The sequence below is a fragment of the Candidatus Phytoplasma meliae genome, from assembly GCF_016876135.2.
On sequence record NZ_JACAOD020000002.1, the window covers coordinates 38,881 to 58,412 of the forward strand.

18 protein-coding genes are annotated in these 19,532 nt (G+C 25.4%); 3 read left to right on the forward strand and 15 right to left on the reverse strand.

Annotation, left to right across the window (positions count from 1 at the left end; translation table 11 throughout):
- Window positions 1-121: 121 nt before the first annotated feature.
- A complete protein-coding gene (locus CHTY_RS00980; RefSeq protein ID WP_246454056.1) occupies window positions 122-799 on the reverse strand; it encodes a hypothetical protein in 678 nt (225 codons plus the stop codon).
- A 362-nt stretch (window positions 800-1,161) separates the two neighbouring features.
- Between CHTY_RS00980 and CHTY_RS00985 the strand changes: the two genes are divergently transcribed.
- Together CHTY_RS00985 and CHTY_RS00990 are read left to right on the forward strand one after the other, a co-directional pair.
- Window positions 1,162-1,332, forward strand: a complete 171-nt coding sequence (locus tag CHTY_RS00985) for a hypothetical protein (protein ID WP_203552068.1) — start codon at window positions 1,162-1,164, stop codon at window positions 1,330-1,332.
- Window positions 1,333-1,373: 41 nt separating this feature from the next.
- Window positions 1,374-1,877 carry a hypothetical protein gene (locus tag CHTY_RS00990; protein ID WP_203552069.1) on the forward strand — a complete coding sequence of 168 codons (504 nt, stop codon included), beginning with the start codon at window positions 1,374-1,376 and terminating at the stop codon, window positions 1,875-1,877.
- A 148-nt stretch (window positions 1,878-2,025) separates the two neighbouring features.
- Here CHTY_RS00990 and CHTY_RS00995 read toward each other — a convergent pair whose 3' ends face one another.
- From CHTY_RS00995 to CHTY_RS01055, 13 genes are all read right to left on the reverse strand, one after another.
- On the reverse strand, window positions 2,026-3,261 hold the full coding sequence (locus CHTY_RS00995; protein ID WP_308705365.1) for an MATE family efflux transporter: 1,236 nt from the start codon (window positions 3,259-3,261) through the stop codon (window positions 2,026-2,028).
- A gap of 422 nt (window positions 3,262-3,683) precedes the next feature.
- Window positions 3,684-4,604, reverse strand: a complete 921-nt coding sequence (gene rsmH, locus CHTY_RS01000; protein ID WP_203552070.1) for a 16S rRNA (cytosine(1402)-N(4))-methyltransferase RsmH — start codon at window positions 4,602-4,604, stop codon at window positions 3,684-3,686.
- A gap of 184 nt (window positions 4,605-4,788) precedes the next feature.
- The gene (gene rpoZ, locus CHTY_RS01005; protein WP_203552071.1) at window positions 4,789-5,013 is read right to left on the reverse strand and encodes a DNA-directed RNA polymerase subunit omega; all 225 of its coding nucleotides are present in this window, start codon (window positions 5,011-5,013) and stop codon (window positions 4,789-4,791) included.
- Complete coding sequence (gene gmk / locus CHTY_RS01010; protein WP_203552072.1) at window positions 5,000-5,638, reverse strand: guanylate kinase; 639 nt, start codon at window positions 5,636-5,638, stop codon at window positions 5,000-5,002. Before gmk ends, rpoZ begins: the two co-directional genes overlap by 14 nt.
- 200 nt (window positions 5,639-5,838) lie before the next feature.
- Window positions 5,839-8,301: a leucine--tRNA ligase gene (leuS, locus tag CHTY_RS01015; protein WP_203552073.1), complete on the reverse strand. Its 2,463-nt coding sequence runs from the start codon at window positions 8,299-8,301 to the stop codon at window positions 5,839-5,841.
- A gap of 128 nt (window positions 8,302-8,429) precedes the next feature.
- Window positions 8,430-8,660: an acyl carrier protein gene (gene acpP / locus CHTY_RS01020; RefSeq protein ID WP_203552074.1), complete on the reverse strand. Its 231-nt coding sequence runs from the start codon at window positions 8,658-8,660 to the stop codon at window positions 8,430-8,432.
- 185 nt (window positions 8,661-8,845) lie between these two features.
- Window positions 8,846-9,904, reverse strand: coding sequence for a M42 family metallopeptidase (locus tag CHTY_RS01025; protein ID WP_203552075.1), 1,059 nt, complete (start codon window positions 9,902-9,904; stop codon window positions 8,846-8,848).
- A 3-nt stretch (window positions 9,905-9,907) separates the two neighbouring features.
- Window positions 9,908-10,537, reverse strand: coding sequence for a hypothetical protein (locus CHTY_RS01030; RefSeq protein WP_203552076.1), 630 nt, complete (start codon window positions 10,535-10,537; stop codon window positions 9,908-9,910).
- A 110-nt stretch (window positions 10,538-10,647) separates the two neighbouring features.
- The gene (rplT, locus tag CHTY_RS01035; protein WP_203552077.1) at window positions 10,648-11,436 is read right to left on the reverse strand and encodes a 50S ribosomal protein L20; all 789 of its coding nucleotides are present in this window, start codon (window positions 11,434-11,436) and stop codon (window positions 10,648-10,650) included.
- Between the two features lie 14 nt (window positions 11,437-11,450).
- Complete coding sequence (gene rpmI / locus CHTY_RS01040; RefSeq protein ID WP_203552078.1) at window positions 11,451-11,648, reverse strand: 50S ribosomal protein L35; 198 nt, start codon at window positions 11,646-11,648, stop codon at window positions 11,451-11,453.
- A 61-nt stretch (window positions 11,649-11,709) separates the two neighbouring features.
- On the reverse strand, window positions 11,710-12,252 hold the full coding sequence (gene infC / locus CHTY_RS01045) for a translation initiation factor IF-3 (RefSeq protein ID WP_203552085.1): 543 nt from the start codon (window positions 12,250-12,252) through the stop codon (window positions 11,710-11,712).
- Between the two features lie 445 nt (window positions 12,253-12,697).
- A complete protein-coding gene (locus tag CHTY_RS01050; protein WP_203552079.1) occupies window positions 12,698-13,882 on the reverse strand; it encodes a glycosyltransferase in 1,185 nt (394 codons plus the stop codon).
- A gap of 222 nt (window positions 13,883-14,104) precedes the next feature.
- Window positions 14,105-15,286 carry a glycosyltransferase gene (locus tag CHTY_RS01055; RefSeq protein WP_203552080.1) on the reverse strand — a complete coding sequence of 394 codons (1,182 nt, stop codon included), beginning with the start codon at window positions 15,284-15,286 and terminating at the stop codon, window positions 14,105-14,107.
- A gap of 487 nt (window positions 15,287-15,773) precedes the next feature.
- Between CHTY_RS01055 and CHTY_RS01060 the strand changes: the two genes are divergently transcribed.
- Complete coding sequence (locus CHTY_RS01060) at window positions 15,774-16,490, forward strand: hypothetical protein (RefSeq protein ID WP_203552081.1); 717 nt, start codon at window positions 15,774-15,776, stop codon at window positions 16,488-16,490.
- 282 nt (window positions 16,491-16,772) lie between these two features.
- On the opposite strand, the gene CHTY_RS01065 is transcribed toward CHTY_RS01060, so the two are convergent.
- Complete coding sequence (locus tag CHTY_RS01065) at window positions 16,773-19,517, reverse strand: AAA family ATPase (RefSeq protein WP_478219345.1); 2,745 nt, start codon at window positions 19,515-19,517, stop codon at window positions 16,773-16,775.
- Window positions 19,518-19,532 lie beyond the last annotated feature (15 nt).

Below are 19,532 nucleotides of genomic sequence, written 5' to 3' on the forward strand. Positions count from 1 at the left end.
TTTTATTAATGATTTTTATATAAATAACTTGATATAATGGCGATAATTGAAACAGGTTTTTTTTATCTTATTTGTAAAAATTGAAAAAGAGAAATTATAAATGGCATAAATAATATATATATTATTTATTTTTGTTTGGTGAAATCAAGTTACCATCATCCCAATTTTGATGGATTATATGTTCCCATTTAATCTTTTTTTGATTTAATAAAAATGTTATTGCATGAAAAAAACAATATCCATCTGATGCCGTATCACTAGGAGTGTTAATGAAAAAATGATTCCCATTATTTTTTAAATTTAAATCAATATATTTTTCTTGCGGATTAATAAGTTGGGTTGTAGAACATAATAAAGGAATATCATTAATTATTAAACATATTTTTTGATTTAACCTTTCAGATAAAAAGTCTATAGTTCCTTGAATCAAGGGAGTGCTTGCTGTTAATAAACCCCCATTTAAAACATTTTCTTGAAATAATTGGGGATCTCCTTCAAAAATATTTTGATAATCTTTTTTCTTTTCAAATAATCCTTTTTGGAATTTTTTTAATCCTAAATATGCTAATTTTTGAACAAGCATCCAATTTTTTTTACTTAATTTTGAACTTGGTTCTTCGTTATAAATGAAAAAATTGTTAGGTTTTCGACTTGATTCTAATTTTGAGATTGGTTGTTTAATAATTGGCAATTCTTGCGTTTTTGAAACAAAATGTTTTTGTTGTGCATAAAGCAAAAAACCACATATCATCAACAACAAACAAATAATAATAATAATTTTTTTAAATATTTTTTTCATTTTTTAATAATTATGACCTCAACTCGATCATATTATAACATTTTCAAGTCATAATGTGAATATAAATAAACATATTAGGAGATTAAAATATAAAAAAATGTAATAAATACACTATTTAAATCAAATTTCCATCTATTTAAGTTAAATATTACATTTACAATTAACTATTATAGTTAAGCTTAAGGCAAGAAAATAACAATTATAAAAACAAGTTTTATAAAAAATGTTATAATACTAGAGTATAGGTTTCTAAATAACTTATAAACAAAATAAGTAGTTATTTTGGTAATGACATTTTTATAATTAATCATTTAAATTAGTTTAAATACTCAATCATTCAAAAAAATAAAGGTAATTAGTTTATGAAAACACATATACAACAAAAAAATATTATTTTAAGAAAAATTATTTTATCCTCTTATTTACTTGCTTTAGCTTTTATTTTAGAACAAATTGCAAAAACTATTAATTTAAATAAAATTTCAATGCCTATAGTTTTTAAACCTTTTATTAAATTTCTTATTTACCTTTGATTTTAATAGGGATTTTATTTGGATACCGTTTCAGTTTCATTATGTTACTGATATATGTTTTAATAGAATTATGTATAACAGGGTTTCATTTTAGTACTTTTGAGCATTACAAATCAATATATCCTCAAAATAATTTTGAACCATTTATGTTTCTTTTAATACATTGTTTTTTGGGGATTGTAATCCCTTCTTTGTCTTATTCTTTATCAGGTTTTTTATATCCTAACAAATATCATTCATTTAAACGCAACAAAAACCATTTACATTTATTAATGATTATATTAATTATTATTTTAATCCAAACTTTAACCCAAACCTTAAATGGTTTTATAATTTTTCGACCAGGGATTGAGAAACTCTTATGCAAACGAGACTATAGTTTTAATGATTTAAGCAATATAAAGTGGTTTTTAATTATTGGTGTTTTAAATTTTATTCCTACAGTTACTGTAAATTTTTTCTTATTTTTTAGCACGATAATGTTGGAACCTAGATTAAAAATGATTCGTTTAACCTATTGGCAAGAAGAAAGCGAAATAAAATAAACGAAATAAAAAAGATTTTATTGTAAATGAATCATTTTATTAACGATTATAAAAATTAGTTTAATTAAATTACTTTGATCAACACTAAAAAACAATAAAAATAAAAAGAGACTTGCAAAAGTCTCTTTTTTAACATTTTATCAATAAATCAATCTCGTTCAAATGATTTTTCACGTTTTAATTTTAGATAAAAAGAAATAAAAATAGTAAAAGTGATGATAAAACATAGTAAATTACTAAGTAAAATACTTAATCCTACACCTGTAACACCCCAATTTAAACAAATAGAAGAAAAAAGGATGATAAAACATATACGAAAGAAAGATCTTAAAAAATTCAAATAAAAAGAAGGGGCGATTTTTTTAAAAGATACTAAAAAATTAAATAAAATAATAGAGCCACAAGATAACCATAAACTAGTAGTTTCAAAAAATAACAATTTACGGAAAGCTTCTCTTTCTAAATTAGGAATTTGCTCCCAAACTTTATTATAAAAAAATGGTAAAAAGAATTTATAGCCAAAATAGTTAACCAAAGTTCCTATTAAAGCAAAAAAACACATACATAAAATAATTTTTTTAAAAGCTTCAAAAACCCGATTAAGATTATTATGACCTAAATTTTGAGAAATAATAGCGTTTTGGGAATCAGAAAAAGAATTTAATAAATTATAAAATATATTATTGATTGCAACAGCTAAGGCTAAATTAGCCCCAATTTGACTACTAGTAAGGCTTTCGGGCCCACCGTTATATAACTCTCTAACTACAATACTTACAATCAATTTTCCTAAACCATAAATACTAATGCTAGCACAAACAGGAATAGCTAGTTTAGAGATTTTTTTCATAAACTCTTTATCAAAGCGTAAGTTTTTAAAAATAATTTTAAAAGGATTGTGATGATCAAAAAACAAAAACCAAAGAGCGAATAAAGTAATGATAAAATTAGAAATAAAAGTTGCCCAAGCTAAAGAGGAGATAAAAGGGGAATATTTAAATAACACAAAAGATAAAATAATTTTACTAAAAGCATTTAATAAATTTAAAAAAAGAGGAATTTTGTTGTTTCCCTTAGCGCGTTCCAAACTTAAAAATACAGTATTAATGATGATGCAAACAAAAGAAAGAATAATCAAATTATAATATTGTTTTTGTTGTGCATATTCTTGTGGGATGGCACTAATTTTTAAAATAAATTTTAAAATAGGGTTTTGAAAAACAAAAATACATAAAAAAGAAACTAATAATGCTGTTAAAATAGATAAAAGAAAAGTTTTAGCTAAATAAAGACGCATCTTGGTAATATTATTTTCTCCATAAGCGCGACCTACTAAAATAACTCCTCCTGTGGCTATTGAAATGCCAAAAGGGATAAAATACACCTTTGAATAAATGCACCCGACTAATAAAAGTTATAGTTGCATCGAGAAAAGATTTTCTTTTTAAAATCAAAATATCAATAACATCAGATATATTTTGAAAAACCCAATAAATAATAATAGGGAAAGTGAAATAAAAAATAACTTGCCATAGATTCCCTTCTAGTACAAATTTTCTATTTCTTTTTTCAGTTATTAAAAATTTAGTCATTCCTTCTGTTTTAACCATTTAAAACCTCCATCTAATGATTCTTGATTGGTTAACAAACTTTTTTAATTAATTTGTATGACAAGACAAAAGGAAAGGAATGATACTATCTATTATCAAAAAAATAAAAATTGTTTAAAAAAACAAAAAAGTTATTATAATAACCTACAATATTATTGTATCATAACTAAATACACCTCTAAAGATGATTTAATATTTAATCTTCTAAAATATTAAATGTTTTTTCAGCTACTCTTAATTTAGCCGATATACTGCGTGGATTTTGTTGCATTTCATTTTGACTGGGCACAAAAACTTTTTTAGTGATAAGTTTCAAGGGAGAACAAGGAAAATTAACAATAGGAAGTTTTTGTGGCAAGTCGACAATACTATTTTTTTTAAAAAAACGTTTTACAATGCGATCTTCTAGAGAATGAAAACTAATGACCACTATGCGACCATGTTTTTTAAGTAAATCAAGGCTTTGTGTTAAAACTTTTTTTAATGATTCTAATTCTTGATTAACTTCAATGCGTAAAGCTTGAAAAATTTTTTTAGCACTATGTCCTTTGTGATAACGATAAAAAAGATCAGTAATAGCTACTACATCATAAGATGTATGTAAAGGCCTTCTTTTAATGATTTCTTTAGCAATATAAGATGCTTTGGGTTCTTCGCCATAAAACCAAAAAATATTTTTTAATTTTTGAAAAGAATAATTGTTAACAATATCTTTGGCTGTTAGTTTTTGTTGTTGGTTCATTCTCATATCCAAAGGGACATCATATAAGTAACTAAAACCTCTTTGGGGATTATCAATTTGACAAGAAGACAGTCCTAAATCTAATAAAATACCATCTATTTGAAAAACATTTTTTTCAGCTAGTTTATCTTTTAAATAAGAGAAATTACTATGAATAATGTTAATTGGAAAATGAGGTGATATATTTTTATAAGCCTGTTTGCAGGCTGTTAAATCTTGATCAAAAGAATATAAAAAACCATTTTTTAGATATTTAATAATTTCTAATGAATGACCACCTTGCCCTAAAGTGGCATCTACATAAAGACCATTAGGATTGATGTTTAAAAAAGCGATAGCTTCTTTTTTAAGAACTGAAATATGTTTAAAAATCACTATTTGCTCCTTTGAAAAGATGATAAAAATATTTTTTTGATATATCAATAATTTTTAGAATTAGTTATTGATTGATTTTATTAGGGTATAAAATAATAATAGTTAAATTACAAATCAGCATTGTAATTTAACTATTTTTTAAAAAAACAATATGTATTTAATTTGGTAAATTAATGATATTTTTTTATTTAAAGACAAATTCTACTTTGTCGTGAATGATTTCTTCTAAAGCTTTACCAACTTCTTTATGACATAAACAATCTGGTAATGTTTTTTTTTGAGTTTCGAGTATATGTGCTATTTGACTTGAAACATGTACTAATTTATATTTAGAATTAATTTTATCTAATAATTTGTCAATAGAAGGGTAACTTAACCCATCCTTATTGATTTTTTTATTGTTCGGCATAACCGTTATCCTCCAAAATTTTTAAATAATTGCGAATACTACGTTTTGTTTTGGCGTGTTCAGCCCTAATAATGGCAATAATGCGATCAGCAGCGTTTGCAACATCATCGTTAACCACGATATAATCATATTTATAAGCCAATGGAAATTCTTTATTAGCCTTCATAATTCTTTTATTAATGTTTTCTGGAGCTTCAGTCCCTCTCTTTTTTAAACGTTCATAAAGAGCTTTTTTTTCTGGCGGCACTAAAAAAATAAAAACAGCATTAGGAATTCTTTTTTTTCTTAATTGAGTGGCCCCTTCTACTTCTATTTCTAAAAAAACTTCTTTACCTGCTTTTAAATAATCTTGAATTTGTTGACGTGGAGTGCCATAATAATAATCAATAAATTTGGCCCATTCTAAAAATTGATTCTTTTTGATGCCTAATTCAAATTCTTCTTTAGTTAGAAAATAATAGTCTTTGCCTTCTTGTTCGCCTAAACGAGGCGACCTTGTAGTGGCTGAAATAGAATAAACAAAGTTATGATTAGTCATTTCAAATAAAGCTTTTCTAACAGTGGCTTTCCCCACTCCTGAAGGTCCTGAAAGTACTATTAAAAGTCCTTTTTTATTTAATTTCATGTTAAATTACCTTTTTCTTTCTTCAAAATTTTGATGTAACTTTTGATATTTTTTATTTTTTAGATTTTTAGGATATTTCAGAAATAAAAAAATCAAACCATTAAATAAATTATTTTGAAGAACTACAAAAAAAATTTAAGAAAAAAATAAAATTATTGCTAAAATTGCAATTAACAAAGAAAATTATCAAATAATTTTCATTAAGCAACTATTATATTTAACACTTTATTAGAAATGTAAATCATTTTAACAATATTTTTTTGATAAATGAATTGATGTACTTTTGGTTCTTTCAAAGCTAAAGCTTTAATTTGTTCTAAAGGGGTGTTACAAGATATTTCTAAAACCGTTCTTATTTTGCCATTTACTTGAATTACTACTTTGCATTCTTTTGTTTGTAAATATCGAAGATCATATGAAGGCCATTCCATATTTACTAATTGTTGATCGTTTTTTAAAAGAACTTGATTCATTTCTTCAGTAATATGAGGGGCAATGGGGTTTAATAATTGTAAAAAAATTTGAATTTGCTTTTTTCCTATTTGATGCCTTTGATAAACCTGATTAACGAAAATCATTAATTGACTAATAACTTTATTAAACTTTAATTTCTCATAATCTTGAGTCACTTGTTTAATTGTTTGATGTAAGAAAGGTTCTAAACTTGCTTGATTTTGATTAGTTATTTCAAAAGAAAACATATGATAAACTCTGTTTAAAAAACGCTGGATGCCTTTTAAACCTTTTTCATGCCAACTTTTAATCTCTTCTAAAGGTCCCATAAACATCACATAAAGTCTTAAAACATCAGCACCACATTTATCAAGCATACCAGAAGCGCTAACGCCATTGCCTTTAGATTTAGACATTTTAGTATGATCATGTCCTAAAATAATACCTTGATTGACTAATTTTTGAAACGGCTCTTTCAAAGAAACTAATCCTAAATCATATAAAAATTTATGCCAAAAACGAGCATACAATAAATGACCTACAGCATGTTCTGCGCCGCCAACATATAAATCAACTGGCAAAAAATAATCTAGTAATTTTTTAGCTTTAACGGTATTTAAAGGAATCATTCCTAAATAGTTTTTTAAAATATAACCAATATAATACCAAGAACTACCTGCTAATTGAGGCATAGTGTTAGAATCTCTACGATATTTTTGACCATTTTTTTCAAAATATAACCAAAAATATGCTTTCGATAAAGGAGATTCTCCTGTTCCTGAAGGAGTGATTTTATCTAAAATAGGCAATTCTAAAGGCAAAAGGGAGTCGTCAATAGTATGAATGTTGTTAGCGCTATCATAAAAAATAGGGAACGGTTCGCCCCAATATCTTTGACGCGAAAAAACCCAATCATGTAATTTATAAGTATGATGTAGATCGCCAAGATGGTGTTTTTGAAGAAATTGAATCATTTTAGTTTGTGCTTGTTTGTTGTCGAGACCATTTAAAAAAACACTATTAATGTGTATGCCATCTCCTTCAAAAGCTTTAATCATTTGATTATTTGAGTTATTTTCTTCAGAAGAAAGATAATAAGTAGCAGGAGCTTGAATGACTGGAATCATTTTTAAATTATATTTTTGAGCAAATTCAAAATCTCTTTGATCATGGCAAGGGACTGCCATTAAAATCCCTGTACCAAAATGAGGTAAAACATAATCAGCAATCCAAATAGGGATTTTTTGATTATTGCAAGGGTTGATAGTGTAACTTCCAGTAAAAACACCAGTTTTTTCTTTATTGACACTTCTTTCTAAATCTTTTTTTTGTTTCACATATGTTAAATAATCATTAACTTGTTGCTGTTGTTGTTTAGTAGTAAGTTGGGGCACTAATGGATGTTCAGGAGAAATAACTAAAAAAGTAACACCAAAAAGAGTATCAGGGCGCGTAGTAAAAGCTTTTAAACAAATATTTTGTTGAGAAGAAGTAAAAGAAACAAGCACTCCTGAAGTTTTACCAATCCAATTAATTTGCATTTCCTTAAGATTATCAGGCCAATCCACTAATTCTAAATCATTTAAAAGTCTTTCTGCATAATTAGTAATTTTTAAAACCCATTGTTGCATCTTTTTTTTGATAATAGGGTGATTCCCTCGTTCTGAAAAAAGACCTTGTTCATTGGAAATCACTTCTTCGTTGGCCAAAACAGTACCTAATTTAGGACAAAAATTTACTTCTATATTTTCTAAAACAGCCAATTTATTTTCATAAAGTTTTTTAAAAATCCATTGAGTCCACTTATAAAAATAAGAGTCAGAAGTTGCTAATTCTTTATCCCAATCAACAGCTTTTCCCATACTTTGAATTTGTTTTTTGAAATTACTGATATTGTCATAAGTAAAAGTTCTAGGATTTTTACCAGTATTTAAAGCATATTGTTCTGCTGGCAAACCAAAAGAATCCCATCCAAAAGGATGAAAAACATTATATTGTTGCATCCTTTTAAAACGACTCATAATATCAGTGGCGGTGTAACCTTCGATATGTCCAATATGCAACCCTTCTGAAGAAGGATAAGGAAACATATCTAAACAATAAAATTTTTTTTTATTATAATCGTTTTGAGTTTTAAAAACTTTATTTTGTTGCCAATAGAGTTGCCATTTATGTTCTATTTTTTTAAAATCATAATTTAACTTAGTCACTATTAAAAACCTTCTAATTGTTATTTTGTTAATTTTATCATTAATATTGCAAAAGTTAAAAATTTCATTATAGCCACAAAAATTCAATCTGAAAAAATCAAATATTTATGGAAATAATGCTATCAAAATTAAGAAGTATTGTTAGTGATATAGACTACTATATCTTCCACTGTTTTGAAATTTTGTAAAACAACATCACTAATGCTAATGTTGAATATTTTTTCTACTTCCATTGCTAATTCTAAAGCATCAAGTGAATCAAGTCCTAAATCTTCTTTAAAACGTGTTTTTAAAGTAATTATATTAGGTTCCAAAGATAATTGAGTAGCAATTAAAGTTTTAATTTTTTCTAAAATCATTATTTTACATTTCTCCTTCAAAAAGAAATAATCACTTAATAATATTATACTCTAAAAAACATGTTTTAGGTAATACATTTATAATTAAAATAAAATTATCTTATATTTAAAAGAAACAAACTAAATTATTAATGACAATAATTTAGTTTGTTAATTAAAATTAATTTAATTTTGGTGGTAATGATTTATTGAAATAAAATTTCTTGTATTTTTGTTTCATCTAATTGATTAACCAATAAAGTTAAAAGTTTAATAGTATTTTGGATATCTTGCTTATGTACTATGGAAGCATGAGAATGAATATAGCGAACAGGAACACACAATGATAAAGCCGCTGCCCCTTCGTGCACTAAATGCATTGTTGCAGCATCAGTGCTTCCACCACTACCGCCAACTTCTTGGATAGGAATTTGATTTTTTTCAGCAACTTCTAAAACTAATTTACGCAACCCTCGGTGCGCTATTAACCCACCATCATAAACTAAAACTTGCGGTCCTTTACCTAGGGTGTGGCCTTCTTTATCGCCACCTGGAACATCATTGGCAATACCGGTATCAACAGCAATAGCAATTTGAGGATGGATTTTATGAGCGCTAGTTTTTGCTCCACGTAAACCCACTTCTTCTTGAACGGTGAAAGCACCAAAAAACTGATTATTAACCGGTTTAATGTTTGCCAAAATTTGCATAATAATTGCCACTCCCACACGATTATCCAAAGCTTTTCCTAATAAATAATCTGAATTAGCTAAAGAGTTAAATTCAACATAAGGGGTTACCATATCTCCAATGCGAACGCCTAATTTTAAAGCTTCTTCTTTAGTTGCAACGCCAATATCTAAATACATTGAAGAAATTTCTACCATACGATTTCTTTCATGAAAAGTCATAATATGTGGTGGTTTGCAACCAGTAACTGCTTTTAAAGTCCCTTGTGAAGCATGAACGTTCCAAACTTGAGCTAACATTACTTGCGAAAACCAACCTCCAAGAGTTTGGAATTTTAAAAATCCTTCAGGAGTAATTTGAGTCACTACTAAACCAATTTCATCTAAATGACCTGCAAACATAATTCGAGGGCCTGAAGCTCCTTTGCTAGCAATTACAGAACCCAAATTATCATATTCAATAGCATCTACTTTATTTTTAATTTGATTAACAACATATTTAGAAACTTCTTTTTCTTGACCAGGAATACCGTTTAACATGGATAAATCTTTTAACAAAGTAACTAAATCACTCATTTTTTAAAACCCCTTGTGTTTATCATAAGAAACATGATTTTTCATTTTTTTGATTTCTATAAAAATTAAATAAAGAAATTTTATAAAAGATAACAAAGCTAATGTTTTTAAAATAATGGCTCTAGCGTTTTGAAATATAGGAGTATTTAGACCATAACAACCAAGGCTAAACATTAAAAGATATAAAGTAAACAAATAAATATTATCTTTTTTGAAATATTCAACATATAAGTTAATCAAACCATGTAATAAAAAAAGGATAGCCAAACATTTATTGAAATCAGTAAAAAAACGCATTAAACGATAATCGCGGTGAAGTTGATCAACGTTTAAAATAGATAATCCTGGAAGCAAAAAACCTGTTAAAATAATTAACACAAATAACAAGGTTTCAAAAGCAAAAATAAAACGCGTTCTTCCAAGAGTTTTTTTATATTTTTGAAAAACCATTAAATAAGTAAATAAAAGTAAAAAAATTCCTAAAAAAACATCTCCTAAACGTATTGACTTAGTTGTTCCTGGAACCTTAAAATTATTACTGTCAAAATAACAAAAACATGCCACTGCAAGAAATAAAATAGCTAATAAAATAGAGCCTAAATTAAACTTTGTTCTTTTTTTTGTTTGATTCATGTCATCTACTCCTTACTTTTTTTTAAAAAATAATAAAATACAAATAAATATTATTTGCCTTAAAAAACCCAAAAATATTTATTTTTATAACACGAAAGGGTATAATAATTTTATTTAATAAGTTTTTTTGTTAAAATATCAATAATTTCATTTTTTTTAAGTTTATAAACTTGAGCAACTTGATGTTGCTTGGCCAATTGTCTTAAATCAGGAAGTATCATTTGAGATAATTTATCATAAGGCAATTTAGCAGCAAGAGGTTTATTTTTCTTAGCAGAAATCGGGTGAGATGGATTAGATTTTGCTGTAGATGCTTCTTTTTTAGAATCCGATTTAACGGTTGCATCAGAATTTTGGTTTGGCAACACTACACTCTTTTGAGATTCTTTATTTTGCACAGGAGATGTAGATTGTTGAGTTTTTAAAACATCTGTTTTAATAGCTGGTTTTTCTATTTGACTCTTTGATTGTGATATTTGCTCTTGTTTAGGATTGCTTTCTACTGTTGGAGTATTTTTAGTAATGTTTGTTTCTTGCTTTAATTGTTCTAAAGATGCTTGCGCTAATTTAACATATTGGGCAAAAACATCTGGTTGTTGATAAGCTAAATCTGCTAACATTTTACGATTAACATCTACTTTAGCTAAAGCAAGACCGTGCATAAAACGAGAGTATTTCATTCCCAACAACATAGAACCTGCATTAATACGAGAAATCCATAATTTACGAAAATCTCTTTTTCTTTGTTTGCGATCTCTATAAGCATACTGTAAAGAACGCATTACTTGTTCATGAGCTGTTTTGTAAAGATTGCTTTTAGAACCAAAATAGCCTTTTGCCATTTTTAAAACTTTTTTGCGACGTTGATGCCTTGCTGGTGTAAAACTAATTTTAGCCATAATCTAAATCCTTTCTATAAACCTCTAATAAGAGGCTTGATTCTTTTATAATCTGAAGCAGATACACATACCACGCCTCTTAATTGTCTATTTTGTTTAGTAGTTTTTGATGATGCAAGGTGATTTTTATAAGCATGACCTCTTAATATTTTTTTCTTTTTAGTGATTTTAATACGTTTTTTTAAACCACTATGGGATTTTTTTTTAATCATTTGGTAATCGCTTGACCTTTCTTAATTAAGTTGTAATAATTTAATCCAATTTCAATAATTTTTATTTCAAAGGAGACAAGGTAACTATAAATTGATTCCCTTGTAATTTTAAAGGACTTTCTATTTGACTCAAACTTGTTAAATCTTTAATAATTTTTTGTAAAATCGTTTCTCCTAATTGGTAATTTTTAATCATACGACCACGAAAACGCATGCTAATTTTCACTTTATCACCTTGTTTTAAAAATTTTTGAATTTGTTTTACTTTAGTATTTAAATCATGAGTATCAATAGTGGGGTTTAAACGAATTTCTTTTAAAACACTAATAGAAGTCTTTTTTTTAGCTGCACGATTTTTTTTCTGTTGATTATAACGATGTTTTTGGTAATTCATTAAACGAGCCACCATTGGAACGGCATCAGCATTAACTACTACAATATCAATTTCTTTTTGTTCTGATAATTTTAAAGCTTCGTTTTGGTTCAAAATGCCTAATTTTTCTCCTTTTTCATCAATGATTAAATATTTTCCTTGTGGAATTTTCTCATTATATAAATCTGTGTTATTAGGTCTTTTTTTTAATTTTGGTTTAGGAAATTTAATATTTAAATCCTCCTTTTTGTTTTTATAAAGTGTGTGTTTTGCTAAAACTTAACAAATTGCAAGCTTTAATCGAAATCATTTTTTGCAAAAAATTATCGCGAAATAAACAAAAAAAGAAATGCCTATTCAAAAAGCATTTCTCTTAAAAATAAAAATAATAGCACTAAAAATAAAAATGTATTTAATTTCAAAAAAATTAAATATTTGCGTGCTATTTGCCCAAAAATCAATTACAAGATTAATCAGGCGAGAGAAAAAAACTCTTCTTTTCACATATTTCATATATAACTAAAATACAAAAATAACATAAAAGATATTTATAAGTTTGCTTTTGTTTACTTTTAATGATGGAAACAAAACAATACCATTTACAATTATACAAAAAAAAATTATAAATCATACAAAAAAACTGAATATTGTGAATTTTTATTACTTTTATTAATATTTAATTATTTTGTTGATATTTTGTTACAACATCAAGATAAAGTTTTAAAATATTAGCTCCAAAGTTTTCTTGGGAATAAAATATAACTGCTTGTCTTGCTTGATTAGATAAATTCACACATAGTTCTTTGGAATGAGATAGCTTTATTAAATGTTGCACTAATTCATCCTTTTGGTAATAAAAAAAACCATTTTGACCATCTTTAACAATGTCTGATAAAACCTGATCATAACGCACTATCAAAGGCAAAGAAGCAGCCAAAGCCTCAATATAAGTTAATCCTTGAGTTTCAAATAAAGAAGCGTTGATAAAAACATCTCCTAATTGATAATATACTCCTAATTGCTCATAAGGGATGAAACCTAAAAAAATAACTTTATCGCTAATGCCTAATTTTTTCGCTTGCTTGCTTAAATTTTTCTTTTCAGGACCATCGCCAATAATAAGGAATTTAGTTTGAGAATTGGCGCGATTAAGGGTTGCAAAAGCATCAATTAAATAATTAATTTCTTTCTCAGGGGAAAGTCTACCAACATAAAGGCAAACAAAGAAATCTTGCAAATTTAATTTATTTTTTAAAGTGTTAATGTGATTTGGATTTAAATTTTCTTGATAAAAATTAGTTAAATTCAATCCTGTAGGAATAATTTTGTAATTTCCAGGAATTTGGTAATTTTCTTGCATCAAAATAAGAATTTTTTTAGTAGGGACAATTGTTATATTTGTTTTTGTAACAAGTTTTGTAATTCTTTTTTTAATATAGATAAACAATAGTTTTTGAATCCACACTGGCAAATGACTTTTTTGCAAAAAACATTTATGCATTGTATGCATTGTATAAACAGCAGGTATTTGTAATTTTTTATGCACATAAAGACCTAATTGACTCATGGAAAATTCTGTATGAATATGAATAATATCTAATTTTAAAAGTTTTATTTGTGACAAATATTTGGAAAAATTAAAAATAATTTTATAATCTGGTACCAAATTATAAAATAATTTAATTCCTTGAATTCTAGTTACAAAACTTTCTTTTGGTACTTGCGTATTAGTTGTTTCTGAAGTAAATATATATACTTGATGTCCTAAATTTTCTAAACTACTTTTTAACATTTTAATAGAAGTTTGGATGCCACCAATTCCAGGATCATAACAATCAGTAAAAATCCCTATTTTTAACATTATTTTATTTTCCTTTCTTGATTCATCAATTTTTTTATTTCAATTGTATAAATAAAATCAAGTAATAATTATATACATTATCTAACTGCACCACGAAATTAAACACTTTATATAAAAAATTTTAATCAGTATTTGAAATTGTTTTGATCAATCTTTTGATGAAACCTCGCAATATGTTCTTTAGTTTGAAACAACAACTCAATAGATATCGATTTCAAAAAATTATTTATATTTATCAACTATTTGTTGATATATATTGGCTACTTTTTGTGCAAAATGTTTTCTGTCATAATGTAAAATAGATTTTTGAGCTTGAAGAGATATTTTTTGGCATTCTTGAGGATTGCGATACAATTGATCCAATATTTGAATCAATTCTTCTTTAGTTTGAAAAAAGAACCCATTTTTCTTATTTTGAATTACTTTTTCCAAAACTATATCATATCTAACAATTGAAGGTAAAGCAGCAGCCAAAGCCTCAATATAAGTTAATCCTTGAGTTTCATATAAAGAAGCATTGATAAAAACATCCCCTAATTGATAATATAACCCTAAATTTTGATAAGCCACAAAACCATTAAAAATTACATTATTGGAAATTCCTAGAACTTGAGATTGTTTACGCAAGTTGCCTATCATAGGACCATCTCCTATTAAAAGAAATTTACTCTGAGGATTTTTTTGATTAAATACAGCAAAAGCATCAATTAAATAATTAATTTCTTTTTCGGGAGAAAGGCGTCCAACATAAAGACACACGAAGTAATTTTTTAAACCTAACCTAATTTTTAAATTTTCAATTTGGGTTTTAGAATTATTTTCTGGATAAAAAGAAGCTAAATTAAGTTGTGTGGGGACAATATGGTAATCACCTTTTATTTGATACTTTTTTTGAACATATTCAAGATTTTTTTTTGAAGGGATAATAGTGGTATCTGTTTGTGAAATGAATTTATAATAAAGTTTAATAATTTTTTGTAGTAAGAAATTTTTAAAATATTTAGCCAAAAAAGGCGAAATATTGTGCATAGATAATTCATAAAAAGAATGCATTGTATAAACAGCAGGTATTTTTAATTCTTTTTTAGCATAAAGTCCTAATTTACCCATAGCTACTTCAGTATGAATATGAATTATATCTAAATTTAGTGATTTTATTTTTGGTAAATGTTTTTTATATCTAAAAATATAACGATAACCTTTAAAAGATGGATTAAAAGGTATAGGAATTCCTTTAAATCTAATGATATAAGGATCTTTTTCTTCTTGCTTTGGAGAGGCTTCTAAAGTGATAATAAACAATTCATGACCTAATTCTTCCAAACCTTCTCTTAAAGCTTTAGCAGAAACTATGACGCCTCCAACTAAAGGTTCATAACCATCAATAAAAAAACCTATTTTCATTATTTTTTTACTCCTTATTTGGCAACTAAATGGTGTTTATATAAAATTTTTATCAAAAAACCGAAAAACGATTTCAAATCGTTGGTTGTTTTGAGGATCAGAATTTTTGATTGTTGTATGTATTTTAAATATAAAAAACATTTGCATTATTTTGCGTTATTATATTAATTTTTGTATTTGTAAAAATTTATAAAAAGAAAATAGAAAGAGAGCGAAAAAAATAAAAAAACAAATAATAAATTAAAAAACATAAATAACACCTTGGAATTTACTATTAATAGTTTAACATATTAAAGTTTTTTTAATCAAAAGTTTTCATAAAAAGACATTTTTAAGATAAAATAGTAATATATAATTCATTTTTATAGATACATAAACATAAATAAGCAACAAGTTCAAAAATTTTGATTTTAAAAAAATCATATAAAATATTTTAAATTTTTAACAATATGGATTAAAAAAACAATAAAAAGGTTTTTGTGATTGTATGAAAATAAATAATTTAAAACATTATCCAAAAAAAGTAATTAATTTTCCTTTGGGTATTTTAATTTCATGTTGTATTGCTTTTTTTAGTATGCATGAAGCCGTTAATAATGGTAGAAAATATTGCTCTTTAGGGTTATTCACCAAACAAAATACATTATTAATTAATGTTTTTTTGTTGTTATCTTTGTGTCATCAATTTAAAAAATTAAAAATTTATCCTTATTTAAATTTTATATGTTTAATGAATTGTTTTGTTGTCATGTTTTTTTGTTTATTGATTCCTGAACAAAAATATATTTATTTCGCGGAACACAAAATTTTAACTTCGTTTTTTTTGTTTTATTATTTTTTTATTGACGATAGTGTAATCAATATTAAAAAATTTTATATTGGCATAATTTATCCTTTAATATATTTTTTGATTTCCCTGTTAATAGGTTGTTATAATCCATATTTATATCCTTATCTTGAAAAAATGCCAGACTTATTTCAAAGTGACACCCTAAAGGTGTTTGAGTTAACTGTGATTTTTTTTATTGTTTTAATAATATTTTTATTTTTATCTTTTTGTATGGTTAATGCAAAAAGAAAAATCATTCAACAAAAATACGATATTGTGTATATTCAAAAATATAAAAACAAATTTTATCAAGCCATTTTTTTAATGATATTTTTATGCTCGCTATTGCAGCTATATTTTTCCTTTAGAAATTAATATTTAAAGTTTTTAAATTTTATCAAATATTTAATTAAAAAAGGGTTATATTTAAAATATCATTCACCTTTAGTTTAAATATTATTTCAACATTTCTGAAATAATTTAAGTATTTATTTTTGTGTAAAAAAGCAGCAGCAATCACTCTCTTTTTTAAAATCATTTTTTATACAAATATAAATAATTTAATTTATTAAAAAAGACTAACTTAATAGTTAGCCTTAAAGAATTTTTAAAAAATAAAAAGTGTCTAAAATTTCGGAACAGGTCAAGAAATGTTTATTATTTTTTCATATTTTTGTTTTTTGTATTTGATAATAAAATAGTGAAAAATAATATGGGTATTGTAAATGATAAAATAGTTGTTATATGTTTTTTGAAATAAGAAAATGCATCATTTGGTTTTATAAATTCATAATTATTAACAAAATTTTCAATACTTTTTTGCATTTGTTCTTGATTTATATCAGGTTTTTTAGCTTCTTGTTTAATGAAAAATATAGTTTTTGTTTTTATAGCTTCTATTTCTTGAGCGCTTATTGGTTCAATTAAATTATTTTTAGATACTGCCTTATTTATAATATTTCCTATTGTTTCTTCTGTTAAATCATTTAAAAGTTTTCCTTCTTGTTCGCTAATCATATTTGTTGCTTTTTGATGGAATTTTTCAAAAGAAAGATCGGGTTGACATAAGTCATTTTTTATTTGGGAAACGATCATATTTTGAATTTTATTTTTAGTAATTACAGAATAATTAAAATGGAAATTATCAATTATATTATTTAATTGATTTTGAATCATTTCAGTAATTTGTTGATTTTTAATTTTTGTTATTGAATTTTCAAATTGTTCTTTAGTAATTTTTTCTATTTGATTTGAAGACGAATATAAATAATTAATTTTATTTTTAATTTTCCTTTTTGTATTTATGATGTCATTTGAGTTAAAAATAGGATGTTTAATTTGAAGATTATTTATTTGTGTTTGAATATAGTTATTAATATATGATTTTTTATCATTATAAATTTGTTTTTGAGTTTCTTGTAAAATAAAGTTTTTCATTTCAAGTAATGATGAATATGGTTTTTTTGGTTGGAATTCTTTTTCTACTGTTGACAATATATGTTTCATTATTTCTTGTTCTGAGAACCAATGATTTTTGATAATATTTTCTTTTAATATTTCTTCTATAAATTGTTTTTTGGTATCAACGATATATTTTATTATTTCATGTTGCATAATTTCTTGATTGATATCTTTTTGATAAATTAAAATATTCAGTTTTTTCCAAATATCTTGAAAAATTAAAAATGGATATTCAACATTGTAAGTATTCTTAAAATCATATAAAAAACCAATATTTCTTTGTATTTTATTAATATTCCATATAAAGTAAATATTTTGGGATTTTTTACTTCTTATATCTAAAAACTCTTCTAAAGTATTAACGTTAGGAATACTAATGCGATCATTATTTGGCATATCCTGGAAATAAAATCCTAGTAATTCTTGAGGTAAAAAAGCTAGTGTACCATAAAAATTTTGAATTTTATTTGGTTCTTTAGAAAAAATTATTTTTTTGATTTCACGATCATTAATATTAAATACTTTTTGATTGTCTTCTTTGGGATAATTAAAAATAGTGTTAAAATATTGTGCTTCTTGCGGTGTATGAAAGTTGTTATGATCTTTATAAAGATGTTTGATCTTAACTCCTTTATATTCCTTTAAATTTTCTAAATCCGACAAAGAGTAAGGGTTATGTTCGTGTTTCTCCCAATTAAAATCAATATTCATTTGCCTATTTAAAGTAAGTTGTAAATCAACAGGCAAAATACTTAAATGATTATGGGCACTAGCGGCCTTAATAGCTGCTTGATCTAAGATATCTGTTAATTTTCTTTGTGATTTTAAAGCAATATCAGGCTGTTCTTCTATAATATCATTCATTTTATCCAAATATTGATAACCCCTAATATCTATTTTATATTTTTTAGCTAATTTTTTTGCAAAAACTTTTCTATCTTCTGCAGTCAATAAATTGACTTTGATTTGTCTGTTAAAACGACTTAAAATAGCTGTATCAATTTCATCTTTATAGTTGGTAGCCCCAATTAAAAAAACTGGATGTTTTGGATCAGCTTCAAAACCTTCTGTTTGAGATAAAAAAGCCGATATGATGTTATCATGATCTGAATTCGCTGCTTTATTGCTAATACGACTTCGAAATACACTTTCACATTCATCAATAAAAATGATACTAGGAGATTCTTGGCGAGCTTGTTTAAAAATTTCATTTATTAATGTTGGGCCTGCTCCTACATATTGTTTCGAAAAATGACTAGAATTTAAAGCAAAAAATGGTAATTTTGATTCACGAGCAATGGTTTTGGCTAAAAAAGTTTTACCAGTTCCAGGAGGTCCATATAATAAAACACCTTTAGGAGGTTTTTGAACTCCTATATCTTTATATTGATCTATATTTTTTAAATAGTGTAAGAATTCTTGCAGTTGCTCAACTTCTTCTTTCATCCCTATAAGATCTTTAAATTCAGGCATTTTTGAAGAAACAACTTTGAATTGTTGTAAATTAGTTGTAGAATTTAATATTTTATTTTTTTGTTCCTGTTTTGTTTGTTCAGTTAAATTATTAATTTTTTTATTAGTCTCTTGAAGGGCATCAAAAGCTTTTTCACCAATCCCTTCAATAGTTGATAACACATTGTCTTTAAAATTAATTATTGCATCACTCTGAGTTTTTATTTCTTCACTTTGAGTTTTGATCACATCTGCTTGTTTTTGAAGTTTTTCAGTTTGCTCTAAAACCTGTTTTTTTAATTTTTGATGTTCTTGTTGCAAACTTTGATATTGCTTTTTCAAATCATTAAATTGAATGAGGTTGTTTTTGATTGATGATTTTTGTAAATTAATTTGTTCTTGTAATTTATTTTTGGCTTCTTGAGAAACATTGGTTAACCTCTTAATTTCTAATTCTTTTTGGNATAAATTATGAGAAATTTCGCGCATTTGTGTTTCTAAAAG